Annotated in this window: 13 protein-coding genes; 10 read left to right on the top strand and 3 right to left on the bottom strand. The window is 69.0% G+C overall.

Annotated features, from left to right (window positions below; all coding sequences use genetic code 11):
• From B3E43_RS12255 to B3E43_RS12230, 6 genes are all read left to right on the top strand, one after another.
• Positions 1–231: IMP dehydrogenase (locus B3E43_RS12255; RefSeq protein WP_292029884.1), on the top strand; the 231-nt coding region annotated here is incomplete at its 5' end.
• Between the two features lie 17 nt (positions 232–248).
• A complete protein-coding gene (locus B3E43_RS12250) occupies positions 249–647 on the top strand; it encodes an MAPEG family protein (RefSeq protein WP_292029881.1) in 399 nt (132 codons plus the stop codon).
• A 9-nt stretch (positions 648–656) separates the two neighbouring features.
• Positions 657–2063 (top strand): RsmB/NOP family class I SAM-dependent RNA methyltransferase, encoded by a 1407-nt coding sequence (locus B3E43_RS12245; protein WP_292029878.1) that lies wholly within the window; start codon positions 657–659, stop codon positions 2061–2063.
• The gene (locus B3E43_RS12240) at positions 2060–2707 is read left to right on the top strand and encodes a 5'-methylthioadenosine/S-adenosylhomocysteine nucleosidase (RefSeq protein WP_292029875.1); all 648 of its coding nucleotides are present in this window, start codon (positions 2060–2062) and stop codon (positions 2705–2707) included. Before B3E43_RS12245 ends, B3E43_RS12240 begins: the two co-directional genes overlap by 4 nt.
• The gene (guaA, locus tag B3E43_RS12235) at positions 2704–4266 is read left to right on the top strand and encodes a glutamine-hydrolyzing GMP synthase (protein WP_292029872.1); all 1563 of its coding nucleotides are present in this window, start codon (positions 2704–2706) and stop codon (positions 4264–4266) included. The genes B3E43_RS12240 and guaA overlap by 4 nt, the downstream gene beginning before the upstream one ends.
• 289 nt (positions 4267–4555) lie before the next feature.
• Positions 4556–5809, top strand: a complete 1254-nt coding sequence (locus B3E43_RS12230) for a tyrosine-type recombinase/integrase (protein WP_292029870.1) — start codon at positions 4556–4558, stop codon at positions 5807–5809.
• Here B3E43_RS12230 and B3E43_RS12225 read toward each other — a convergent pair.
• Entirely contained in the window at positions 5751–6056 is a 306-nt protein-coding gene (locus B3E43_RS12225) for a helix-turn-helix transcriptional regulator (RefSeq protein WP_292029868.1), read from the bottom strand. The two genes, B3E43_RS12230 and B3E43_RS12225, sit on opposite strands and share 59 nt — an antisense overlap.
• Before the next feature lie 109 nt (positions 6057–6165).
• The gene (locus tag B3E43_RS12220; RefSeq protein ID WP_292029865.1) at positions 6166–6384 is read right to left on the bottom strand and encodes a hypothetical protein; all 219 of its coding nucleotides are present in this window, start codon (positions 6382–6384) and stop codon (positions 6166–6168) included.
• A gap of 385 nt (positions 6385–6769) precedes the next feature.
• Here B3E43_RS12220 and B3E43_RS12215 point away from each other — a divergent pair, with 385 nt between their 5' ends.
• The 3 genes from B3E43_RS12215 (at position 6770) to B3E43_RS12205 (ending at position 10543) form a co-directional block, all read left to right on the top strand.
• Positions 6770–8887, top strand: coding sequence for a ParB/RepB/Spo0J family partition protein (locus tag B3E43_RS12215; RefSeq protein ID WP_292029862.1), 2118 nt, complete (start codon positions 6770–6772; stop codon positions 8885–8887).
• A 200-nt stretch (positions 8888–9087) separates the two neighbouring features.
• Positions 9088–9567: a thermonuclease family protein gene (locus B3E43_RS12210; protein ID WP_292029860.1), complete on the top strand. Its 480-nt coding sequence runs from the start codon at positions 9088–9090 to the stop codon at positions 9565–9567.
• Between the two features lie 64 nt (positions 9568–9631).
• Positions 9632–10543 (top strand): HEPN domain-containing protein, encoded by a 912-nt coding sequence (locus B3E43_RS12205; protein ID WP_292029858.1) that lies wholly within the window; start codon positions 9632–9634, stop codon positions 10541–10543.
• 461 nt (positions 10544–11004) lie between these two features.
• Here B3E43_RS12205 and B3E43_RS12200 read toward each other — a convergent pair whose 3' ends face one another.
• Positions 11005–11664, bottom strand: a complete 660-nt coding sequence (locus B3E43_RS12200; protein ID WP_292029856.1) for a Fe2+-dependent dioxygenase — start codon at positions 11662–11664, stop codon at positions 11005–11007.
• Positions 11665–11776: 112 nt separating this feature from the next.
• On the opposite strand from B3E43_RS12200, the gene B3E43_RS12195 reads away from it, so the two are divergent.
• Positions 11777–12460 carry an MgtC/SapB family protein gene (locus tag B3E43_RS12195; RefSeq protein WP_292029855.1) on the top strand — a complete coding sequence of 228 codons (684 nt, stop codon included), beginning with the start codon at positions 11777–11779 and terminating at the stop codon, positions 12458–12460.
• Positions 12461–12495 lie beyond the last annotated feature (35 nt).

The raw sequence follows: 12495 nt of genomic DNA, 5'->3' as shown, positions 1-12495 counted from the left end.
CTGGTGCCCGAAGGCATCGAGGGCCAGACGCCCTACAAGGGGCCGATCGCTCCGGTGCTGCACCAGATGGTCGGCGGTCTTCGGGCGGCCATGGGCTATGTCGGCGCCGCCACCATCGCGGACCTTCAGGACCGCGCGCGCTTTGTGCGCATCACCGGCGCCGGCCTGCGGGAGAGCCACGTCCATGACGTGATGATCACGCGTGAAGCGCCCAACTATCGTCAGGGATGAGCGGGGAGGCTCAAGCCATGGATATGACGCCTGAATTCATCATGTTGGCGTTCACGCTGATGCTGGCGATCGTCCAGATCGGCTGGGCCGGTGCAGCGCGGACCGCCGAGCTGGGCGCGAAGTGGAATGCAGGACCGCGCGACGGCGACACGCCGCCGCCGGGCAAGCTGGCCGGCCGCCTGATCCGGGCCCAGGCCAATCTGTTCGAGACCCTGCCGCTGTTCGCCGCCGCCGTGATCATGGCGCATATCGCCGGTAAGGACGGGCAACTGACCTTTATCGGCACACACCTCTACTTCTTCGGGCGGCTGATCTATCTGCCGCTCTACGCTTTCGGCATTCCCTATGTTCGCAGTCTGGTCTGGCTCGTTGCCCTGGCCGGACTGGTCATGGTGATCGCCGCCCTTTTCGTCTGAAAGCCCGCATTGACCCCAGCCGCCCGCCTCGCCGCCGCCGCCTCCGTCCTGGACAGCATCGCCCAGGGCCGCGCCCCCGCCGAGGTGGTGATCAAGGCCTGGGGAGCCGCCAACCGCTACGCGGGGTCCGGCGACCGCCGCGCCGTCGCCGAGCGCGTCTATCAGGTGCTGCGCGCGCGCGGCCGGCTGGTCGCCGCCATGGGCGGCCGTGAGGACGGACGGGCGCTGGTCGTCGGGGCGCTCGCCTTCCTCGACAAGCTGTCGCTGGAAGAGATCGAGGCCCTGCACTCGGGTGAGGGCTACGGCCCGCGGCCCCTGTCGAAGCAGGAACGGGCCCGGATCGCGGCGGGGGAAGGCGACCTTCCCGAAACCGCGACGGACCTGCCGGCCTTCGTGGTCGAGGACCTGAAGGCGACCTTCGGCGACCGCTGGGGCGAGGAAGCCGCCGGGCTGATGGCGCGGGCGCCGGTCGATCTGCGGGTCAATACGGCGAAGACCACCGTTGAGGCCGCTCGCGCCGAACTCAAGGCGACCGGCCTGACGCCCGAGCGCACGCCGTGGTCCGCCGTGGGCCTGCGGCTGCCATCGGAACCCGCGCCGAACGTGCAGGCGCTGGACGCCTTCAACGCCGGCCGCATCGAGATTCAGGACGAGGGCAGCCAGCTGACCGCATGGGTGGCCGGCGCCGGCCTGTCGTTCACGCGGGACAGCATCGTCATCGACTATTGCGCGGGCGGCGGCGGCAAGACGCTGGCGCTGGCGGTGCAGGGCCTGCCCGCGGCCGATCCGGCCCGGGTGGCCGCGCCCAGCCCCGCCGGCTGGTCGCCGACCGGCGCTGACGAGCTGGCGGCGGCGAAATCCGCCCCGGCGGCCGCGCCGATGCGGCTGATCGCCTGCGACGTGGTGCAGAAGCGGCTCGACAACATCCGCCCGCGCCTGTCCCGCGCCGGCGTCGCCGCCGACCTGCGGCTGATCGGCCAGAACGGCGGCGGGGTGGAGGAGTTCAACGGCAAGGCCGATCTGGTCTTCGTCGACGCGCCCTGCAGCGGCTCCGGCGCCTGGCGCCGCCGGCCCGAGGACGCTTGGCGTCTGAAGGCCGACGAGATTGAGCGGTTGCATGCCCTGCAACTGCGCATCCTCGGTCAGGCCGCCGCCTTGGTTAAGCCGGGCGGGCGGCTGGTCTATGTCACCTGTTCGGTGCTGGCGCGCGAGAATGAGGCCGTCGCCGACGCCTTCGAGGCGGCCCACAAGGGCTTCCAGCCCCTGCCGGTCGCCGACGTGCTGGCGGCCCCGACGCTCACCGACGCCGCGCGCACGCGTTTGGCCGGGGCCGCCACGGGCGGCCGCCTGCGGCTGTCCCCGGCGTCGACCGGCACCGACGGCTTCTTCGTGGCCCTCTACGAGCGGCGGGCGTGAGCCGGGACTGGACCCTTTCCAGCTTCGGTCCGAAGACCGCCCTCTGCGTCATCGCCGCCGAGCCCGAATACGGCCCGGCGCTGCGCGAGCGCATCCGCCCGCTGATCACCGGCGTCGGTCCGGTCGAGGCCGCGGCCGGGGTCGCCCAGGCGCTGGCGATCTTGCAGGCTGAAGGCTCCCTGGTGGACGTGGTGGTTTCGCTTGGTTCGGCCGGTTCGCGCACCCTCGACCATGCCCGCGTCTATCGGGTGACCGAAGTCAGCTACCGCGACATGGACGCCAGCGTGCTGGGCTTCCCCAAGGGGGAGACGCCGTACCCGCGCCTGCCGGCCGTCCTGCCGCTGGCCGACGGCCCCGCCGCACTGCCGACGGCCCGGCTGGCGACGGGCGCAAGCGTCGTCTCCGGCGCCGGCTATGATGCGGTCGACGCCGACATGGTCGACATGGAGACCTTCGCCGTGGTCCGCGCCGCCGCCCGGTTCGGCGTGCCGGTGATCGGCCTGCGCGGCGTCTCGGACGGCCGCACGGACCTGTCCCGCCTCGAACACTGGACCGACGCCCTGGCCGAGATCGATCTCCGGCTGGCCGAGGCGCTCGACCTGCTGCATGACCAATTCACGCCTGTTCTCACGGAGCCCGCATGACCGCCCCCGCTGATCACCAGAAGGTCCTGATCGTCGATTTCGGCAGCCAGGTCACCCAGCTGATCGCCCGGCGCCTGCGCGAGGCGAGCGTCTATTGCGAGATCCATCCCTACGCCAAGGCGGAGGCCGCGCTGGCCGCCATGAGGCCGCAGGCGATCATCCTGTCGGGCGGACCCGAGAGCGTGCACGAGGAGGGCAGCCCGCGGGCGCCTCAGGGCGTATTCGAGGCCGGCGTCCCCGTGCTGGGCATCTGCTACGGCGAGATGACCATGTGCGAGCAACTGGGCGGCAAGGTCGAGGGCGGGCATCACCGCGAATTCGGCCGTGCGGAAATCACCGTCGAGAAGGCCTCGCCCCTGCTGGCCGATCTGGCCCCGGTCGGTGAGGACGAGACAGTCTGGATGAGCCATGGCGACAAGATCGTCGCCATCCCGGCCGGGTTCGACGTCGTCGCCTCCTCGCCGGGCTCGCCCTATGCCGTCATCGCGGACGAGACGCGCCGGTTCTACGGCGTCCAGTTCCACCCCGAGGTGATGCACACCCCGCGCGGCGCGACGATGCTGAAGAACTTCACCCACGGCATCGCCGGGCTGAAGGGCGACTGGACCATGGCCGCCTATCGTGACGAGAAGATCGCCCAGATCCGCGAACAGGTCGGCTCGGCGAAGGTCGTCTGCGGCCTGTCGGGCGGCGTCGACAGCTCGGTGGCCGCGGTGCTGATCCACGAAGCCATCGGCGATCAGCTGACCTGCGTCTTTGTCGATACCGGACTGCTGCGGAAGGACGAGGCCAAACAGGTCACGACGCTCTTCCGGGAGCACTACAACATTCCCCTGATCCACGTTGATGCGTCGAAGGAATTTCTTGGCGCGCTGGCCGGTCAGTCCGACCCCGAGACAAAACGCAAGACCATCGGCCGGGTCTTCATCGAGATCTTCGACCGCGAGGCCGGCAAGATCGAGGGGGCCGAATTCCTCGCCCAGGGCACCCTCTATCCCGACGTGATCGAGAGCGTGTCGTCGTCCAGCGGCAAGGCCCACGTCATCAAGAGCCACCACAATGTCGGCGGCCTGCCCGACTTCATGAAGCTGAAGCTGGTCGAGCCGCTGCGCGAGCTGTTCAAGGACGAGGTCCGCGCCCTCGGCCGCGAGCTGGGCCTGACCGACGCCTTCGTGGGCCGCCACCCCTTCCCGGGGCCGGGCCTGGCCATCCGCATCCCCGGCGAGATCACGCCGGACGCCGTCGAGACCCTGCAGCAGGCCGATGCGATCTATCTGGAGGAGATCCGCAAGGCCGGCCTCTACGACAGCATCTGGCAGGCCTTCGCCGTCCTGCTGCCGGTCAAGACGGTCGGTGTGATGGGCGACGCCCGCACCTATGAGAAGGTGCTGGCGCTGCGCGCGGTGACCTCGACCGACGGCATGACCGCCGACTTCTTCGAATTCCCGTGGGATGTGCTGGGCCGCTGCGCCACTCGTATCGTCAATGAGGTACGAGGCGTGAACCGGGTGGTCTATGACGTGACGTCCAAGCCGCCGGGAACGATTGAGTGGGAATAGTCCGGGGCTTTCGGAGCCTTTCGGCGGCGCTTTCGAAAACGTCGCTAAAACGCTGACTTACAAGATAAATACCTTCGCTTCCTTTCGACATCGTTCGAGGGGCAGCGAAGCCGTGCGTCGGTCTTCCTGACGGTCTCGCGCCCATTGCTTCCGGCGACTCCGATTCATACCGTCATAGGGCCGACGGCGGCCTGACGGTCTTTTTCCCAGCCAAAGCTCTGATTTTGCACAAGAAAAAGTCTCCGAAAGACCCCGAAAGCGCCTGACGGTCTTTTGGAGTGATTTTGGCATGCTTACGGACGCGGAACTGCGCAATTTGCGCGGAAAACCAAAGCCTTACAAAAAGACCGACAGGGACGGCCTGTACGTCCTCGTAACACCGTCAGGCGGGGTCTCCTTCAAGTACGACTATCGCTTCAACGGGCGGCGCGAGACGGTCACCTTCGGCGCCTACGGCCCGGCCGGTCTGTCGCTCGCCAAGGCCCGCGAACTTGTGCTCGACGCCAAGCGGAGCATCGCCGAGGGGGTCTCGCCGGCGCTCGAGAAACAGCGGGCCAAGCGACGGCGGGCGGAGGCGCGCAGCTTCGGTCACGCGGCGCGCCGGTGGATGGATCACGCGCCGATGGCGGACAGCACCCGCAACATGCGCCGGTCGATCTTCAACCGCGAGGTGCTGCCGCAGTGGGAGAACCGGCTGCTGGGCGAGATCACGCCGGACGATCTGCGGGCGCACTGCAAGACGATCGTGGAGCGCGGCGCGCCGGCGACGGCCATCCACGTGCGCGACATCGTCAAACAGATATACGCCTGGGCCATTCTGCACGGCGAGAAGATCGACAATCCCGCCGACGGGGTCGGGCCGGCGTCGATCGCCACCTTCCGGCCGCGGGACCGGTCGCTGTCGCCGACCGAGATCCGGATCATGCTGGGTCTGCTCGGCGACGTGGCGACCCTGCCGACCATCCGGCTGGGGCTGAAGTTCGTGCTGTTGAGCATGGTGCGCAAGAGCGAGCTGCAGGACGGGACCTGGGACGAGGTCGATTTCGCCAACGCCGTCTGGTCGATCCCGAAGGAGCGGATGAAGCGGTCGCGGCCGCACAACGTCTACCTCTCGGCCCAGATGCTCGACATCCTGATCGCGCTGAAGACCTGCGCCGGCAACTCGCGCTACATCCTGCCGTCCCGCTACGACGCCGACGCGCCGATGTCGCGGGCGACCTTCAACCGGGTGACCAGCGCCATCGCCGAGCGGGCGCGCGACAGGGACCTGCCGCTGGAGCCCTTCACCGTCCACGATCTGCGCCGGACCGCCTCGACGCTGCTGCACGAAATGGGCTTCAACTCGGACTGGATCGAGAAAGGCCTCGCCCACGAGGAGCGCTCCTCGCGCGGCGTCTACAACAAGGCCGAGTTCGAGGCGCAGCGGCGTCACATGGCGCAGCAGTGGTCGGACGCAGTCGACGCCTGGGAGGCCGGCCGGGCGTTCACGCCGGTGCTGACGATCCCGGAGTCCGCCGGTCCCCGCTTCGACCCGCGTCTCTGACGGGGCGGGTGATCCGTTTGCGGACGTCCGGGGCCGGGGCGCGGCGGATCGGCTGGGCCCGGCGCAGCGCCAGCCAGGCCTCGACCTCGGCCAGATCCCAGACGACGCAGCGCGGCGTGAGGAGAAACCGCCGCGGGAACTGGCCGCGCTGCTCCATCTCCCAGATGGTGCTGTCAGCCAGCGGCACCATCTGGCGCAGCTCGGGCTTCTTGATCGTTCGACGCAGGGGCGGTTGTGCCTGGACCATCGGGGTCTCCTTCGTTTCGGGAATCGAAGTCGAAAGACGGCGAAGGGGAAACCCGAAGGCGGACGGTGGGGAGGTTGCGGGACCGGGAGCCGGCCGGTCCGTCTCAGGTTCAGCGGGCGGCCGCGTCTGGGGTCTCCAGGCTCTCGATTGCCGCCCAGCGGCCGGCGCGCTTCTCGACCACGAAGCGCGCGGACGCGCCCTCGAACTCCGGCACGTCGCCGTCCCGAAACCAGATCCATGGCCGCGAACGGCTGCCTGGACGCACGAAGTAAGATCGGCGCGACCCGACGGTCTGCCATTCGATCAGGACAGTCTTGCGGTAGGCCATGTCGGAACAAAGGGCGAACACGCAGGGCGGGTCAATGCGGTTCCGGCCTGACGATGGTCGCGAGGACAGGTTGTCCACCGTCGCGGGATCGGACTGAGCGAGGCCTGGAGGCAGCGCTCGACGCCGCCGACAGGCCGAACAGGGCTAAGGGCTCCGCCCTCGCGCGGGTCAGGGTGAAGCGGCTTCGCCGCCGGACCGGCCGGGCTCCCCAACCTTCCGCGCCGGCGATGATCGTCATGACCGTCATTGGGGGTCAGGCTTGTGCAGGTCGGGCGATCCCCCTCCGGCCGGTCCGCCCTGGCCCTTGCTACCCCGGTCTCGCCGACGGGCAGGGTTTCAGGCGCGCAGTTCGCGTGCCTGCAACCCATGCCCAAAGGAGGCAGACATGACGGCTCAATCCACTCAAGCTCTCGAAACGGCGGCGGCTGACGCCGCCGCCGTGGCCGCTGCGGAGCCCGCGCATGGCGCGGAGATCGTGGTTCCGCTGAACCGGTTGAAGGCGTCGCCGAGGAACGCCCGCAAGGTGAGGCACAGCGACGCCGGGATCGAGGCGCTGGCGGCGTCGATCAAGGCCAAGGGGGTGTTGCAGCCGCCCGTGGTCGAGGTCGAGCGGGACGGGGAGGGGGTTCCAACCGGGGCCTACCTCGTCACCATCGGCGAGGGGCGGCGGCAGGCGCTGCGGCTGCTCTCCAAGCGCAAGGCGATCAAGCGCACCCATCCGGTGCGGGTCATCGTGGACGCCGACAACGACGCCCACGAGATCAGCCTGGACGAGAACATCACCCGCGAGGCCATGCACCCCGCCGACCAGTTCGAGGCCTTCCGGCGGCTGGCCGAGGAGAAGGGCTACGGCCCCGAGGAGATCGGCGCCCGGTTCGGGGTGTCGGCCCATGTGGTGCGCCAGCGGTTGCGGCTCGGGGCGGCGGCGCCGGAGTTGATGGCGGCCTATCGCGAGGGGGCGCTGGCGCTCGACCAGCTGACCGCCTTCTGCGTCAGCGAGGACCGGGAGCGGCAGCGGCAGGTGCTGGAGCAGATCGGCCCTCATACGCCCGCCTACGCCATCCGCCGGGCCATGACCGAGGCCAAGGTGCGGGTCGATGACCGGCGCGCCCGCTTCGTCGGCGTCGAGACTTACGAGGCGGCGGGCGGCTCGGTGCTGCGCGACCTGTTCACCGAGGACGGCGGCGGCTGGCTGGAGGACCCCGTGCTGCTCGACCGGTTGGTCGGCGACAAGCTGGCCGGGCTGGCCGACGAAGCCCGCCAGCGCGAGGGCTGGAAATGGGCCGAGGTCATCATCGACTACCCGGACCTCTCCGGCTTCGGGCGGGTCTATCCCGTCGCGGTCGAGCGCTCGGAGGCGGACGCCGCCGCCATCGCCGCCCTGTCGGCGGAATACGACCGGCTCGTCTCGGAAACCGACGCGGCGGAGATGCTGCCGCCCGAGGTGGACGCCCGGCTTGAGGAGATAGACGCGGCCTTGCAGGCCTTCGGCCCCGAATACGACTACACGGCGGACGCCAAGGGCCGCGCCGGGGTCATGGTCCTGCTCGGCCATGACGGCCTCGCCCGCTTCGAGCGCGGTCTGGTCCGGGCGGAGGATATCGCCAAGGAGCCGCCGCCGTGGGCGGAGGAGGGCCGAGCGGAGGAAGGCGCGTCCGACGCCGCCGGGGCGGACGGAGCCGGAGCAGCGGCCGGGGAGGGGGCGGGAGACGCCGACGCCCTTGGGGCGGACGCCGGGGCCCGTCTGGCGCCGCTGTCGGATCGGCTGGTGATGGACCTGACCGCGCACCGGACCATGGGCCTGCGCGACGCGGTGCAGGCCGATCCCGCCGCCGCCCTGTCGGTCGTGGTCCACGCCATGGCGCTGGAGGTCTTCTATCCCGGCTACGGCCTGTGGACGCCGCTGCAGCTTCGGCTGACGGTGAGCGGTCTGGAGCGGCTGGCCCCCGATGTGTGGAACCGTCCCGCCGGACGCCGGGTCGGCGACCGGCGCGAGGCTTGGGGCGCGCGCCTGCCCGAGCGGCCCGAGGCCCTGTGGCCCGTCGTCGCCGCCTTGGCACCGTCGGAGCAACTGGACCTGATGGCCTGTTGCGCCGGGCTCGGCGTTCACGCCGTGCGCGACCCGCACGACCGGCGGCCCGGCGTTCTGGCGCAGGCCGAGACGCTGGCTACGGCGGTCGGCCTCGACATGACCGGGACGTGGTCGGCCACGGCGGCCAGCTATTTCTTGCGCGTTCCCAAGGCGCGGGTGCTGGAGGCGGTGACCGAGGCGGTCGGCGCTGAGGAGGCGGCCCGCATCGCCGGGCTGAAAAAGGCCGACATGGCCGAGGCCGCCGAAGGGTTGGTCGAGGGCCGGGGCTGGCTGCCGCCGCTGCTGCGCACCGCGCCGCCGGCTGAGGAGGGCGACGGGGACGAAGCCGAGGCCGAGCCCGGGTCGCAAGCGGAGCCGGACGACGCGGCCCCGCAGGCGACCGGGGACGGCTGGTCGTTCGCGGCCGAGTGACGAAAGGCCCTTGAGCCCGACAGGCCGCGCGTCCTTCCGGGGCGCGCGGCCCATCCTCGCGACCGCCCCCCGGCGCTCGCGCCCCCTGCGGCGGCGCTCGCGCGGCGACGGCGGCCAGAAGGCGACGACGGCGATGAAGGGGAGGGGCGATAACCGCGAACACCGCGCCGGTGCCGCCTTTGCGATATGACAGAGGTCCGATGCGCTTTCTGATTCCCGTCCTGCTGCTCCTCGCCGCCTGCACGCCGGCGGAGCCGACCGTCGTCGGGCGGGCCTCGGTGATCGACGGCGACACCCTCGAAATCCACGACCGGCGCATCCGGCTGTGGGGCGTGGACGCGCCCGAGGGGCGGCAGTCGTGCGACGGCGCCGATGGACGCGCGTACCGCTGCGGCCAGTCGGCGGCGAACCGGCTCGACGCGCATCTGCGGGACCGGACGGTCGCTTGCTTCGAGGAGGACACGGACCGCTACGGCCGCATGGTCGCCCGGTGCGAGGTCGGCGGCGAGGACGTGGGCGCCTGGCTGGTGCGGCAGGGGCTGGCGGTCCGCTACGCCCGCTACGCCGGAAACGCCTATGTCGCCGAGGAAGCGGCGGCCCGCGCCGCAGGCGTCGGCGTCTGGGCAGGGCCGTTCACCAACCCCGAGGACTGGCGCCGGGCGCGCCGGGGCGGGGCGTGATGTGCGGGCGAGGGGCCGGATCGGCGCTTGCGGAGCGGCGCCCCATCGGGGAGACTCCCGGACAATGAAGAAGAGCCTTGATCATCTGCCGCCGCGCAAGCAGGTGGAATTGCGCCGGGTCGTGGAGATCATCCAGGAGTCGTTCGCGGCCGCCGTCGCCACGCGCCGGGCCGCCCGGCTCAAGAACGGCCGCATCCTCAAGATCATCCTCTACGGCTCCTATGCGCGCGGGGACTGGGTGCACGATCCGGTGGGGCGGTATTTCTCGGACTTCGACCTGCTGGTGGTGGTCGACCACGAGGATCTGACCGACGGCGAGTTCTGGCACGACGCCGAGAACCGCCTGATGCCCGGCGAGACCCTGATCCGCACCCCCGTGAGTCTGATCGTGCACAGCCTGGACGACGTCAACGAACAGCTCGACCGGGGCCGCTACTTCTTCGCCGACATCCTGCGCGAGGGGGTGCTGCTCCACGACACGCCGGGGGCGAAGCTGCACAAGCCGGCGGACCTGAAGGCGAAGGCGGCGCTGGTGGAGGCCGAAGGCTTCTTCGCAGAATGGATGTCGAGTTCGGCGGAGTTTCAAGCGGGAGCCCGGTTCTACCAAGAGCGCGGGAACCACAAGTTAGCGGCCTTCAGCCTGCACCAAGCGGCAGAGCACCTTTACCACTGCATCCTGTTGGTGGTGACGCTCTACAGCGGCAAGGCGCACAACCTCGCCTTTCTGCGAAAGAAGTGCGAGGCCGTCGATGCCCGGCTGGCCGAGGCCTGGCCGAGGGAGACCAAGTTCGAGCGCCGTTGCTTCGAGCTCCTGCGCGAGGCCTATGTGAAGGCCCGATACTCGAAACACTACAAGATCACCGCCGAGGAACTGGCGTGGCTGACCGAACGCGTCGAGGTGCTCCGTCGCCTGGCCGAGGCGGTCTGCCGCGAGCGTCTCGAACAGCTTCGACTGCTGGCGGCCGACGAGGCTTGATCGCGGAACGGCTTCGCGGCAACGAACGGACATGAACGATCAACACCGCCTCGAAGCCCTTCTCGACCTTGTCGACCCCGAGCGAACGGAAGACCCGGACCGGAGCCGTAGGCTCGCGGTGTTCGGTCTTGCGCGGGACTCGGGCCGGGCCGGATACCGGCCCACCACGGCGGGGTGGAACCTGCTTGGTGCGCGAGGTGCGCGGTTCAGGGCGCCGAACGAAGGCTGACGGCGGGGACCGCCAAGGTCCACTAGTGACTCAACACAGCGGTTGGCAACGTCCGCTTTCGGACAGGGTGCAGCGACCAGCCGCCGATGCGCAGGTCTGACTGATTGGAGCTAGTGTGGACATAGGCTGTGTCTTCGATGTGCACCGCGACGACGATCGCTGGGACGACTGATCGAGACAGGTTCGGAACGGCCCGGAAGCGGCAAACCTTGGCTTCAGGGTCGTTTCACGTTCAGTCTTCGCCCCACATTCGAAGAAGGTTTCCAATGGTCTTGTCGAGGACCAGGGAGTCCTCGTCTCGCGCACCGCCGCGAAGACGCTCCAGATCGAAGAGCACCTCTCTCTGATCCTGCCGGCGGATCAGACTCTGGACCCAACCCACACACGCCAATCGAATACCGGCAGTTACGGGCGTCACCCGGTGCAGGAGGCCCGTCGGGTAAACGACGACCGAGCCCGCTTGCGGGCGGAACTCACGATCGCCATCCAGGCTCCGGATGAGGAGCGCGCCACCAATGTAGGTGTCCGGATCGGACAGGAAGACGGTGAAGCTGACGTCGGTTCGCAGCGGCCAGCCTGTAGGGTCGTGCATGGCTGCGTTGTCTGCGTGAAGTCCATACTGCTGGCCGGGTCCATACCGGGAGAACAGCAAACTGCTCCAGCGGACGGGACGGACGAGGCCTTTTACGACAGGATGCATCTCAAGGGAGCGTTTTACTCGATGGCCTAAGGCGATGACCTCCGGATCATCGCCTCTGGCCTGCTCGTTATGTTTGACCTTCGCTGCCGCCGTGCCGGCGGTGCGTTCGCCGCTCCTGAAGGGGGCTCGTTCCAGCACCTCGCGGATCGCGGCCAACTCCTCCCGGGCCAAGGCGTCTTCAACGACGATCAACTGCACCTCCGTTAGACGATCGCCCGGATCGAGGGGCGGTCGATTGTCTACCGCATGGCGTTCAACCATCACACGACCCCTGACGTTCGGCGGGTCCTTAAAGGAAGTTGATATGGAATGGTTCGCGCCAGACTACGTGTGGCCCATCGTCGGGTCTATCACCGCTGGAGCCCTGATCGGGTTTGAGCGGCAGTATCGCGGAGCTCCGGCGGGGTTCCGTACGCACATTCTCGTCGCACTGGCCTCTGGCCTCCTCATGCTGGCCGCGGTGCATCAGATCCGCTGGTTGAGCGATACCCCGCTTGAGATCATCCGGATCGACCCGGTCCGCATGGCGCACGGCATACTCACCGGGATCGGTTTCCTGGGCGCCGGGGTCATTTTCCGGGAAGGCTTTTCTGTCCGCGGCCTTACGACTGCGGCCTCGCTGTGGATCACCTCGGCCTTGGGAACGCTCTACGGAATAGGCTTCTATGGGCTTGCGATCGGCGGCACGGTCGCCACCATCGCCGTGCTTGGGGCCGTGACCCTTACGGAATCCCTGCTCCCTCAGCGCGCCTATCTGGATATCCGCGCGCGCTATCGCCGGTCGGAACGCGTTACGGAGGCCGAGTTTCGCGAGATCCTCCTTCAGCACGGGCTGAAAGCCCTCTCGGTCAGCACCTCGATTGACGACGACATCATCGCCTTTGAGGCAACCTGCCAATGTCACGGGGCGCCAAAAACGGAAGCCCTCACGAATGCTTTTGCAGACAATCAGGTCGTCCAAGGCTTCAGCATCTCGCGGCACGTCTGATGCACGACAGTTCAACTCGTCATGAGTCACCTGCC

This window comes from Brevundimonas sp. UBA2416 (assembly GCF_002343105.1).
In the GTDB taxonomy this organism is placed as follows: Bacteria; Pseudomonadota; Alphaproteobacteria; order Caulobacterales; family Caulobacteraceae; genus Brevundimonas.
Note: the sequence above shows the minus strand (reverse complement) of the source record. Positions and strands in the feature narration are given on the sequence as shown.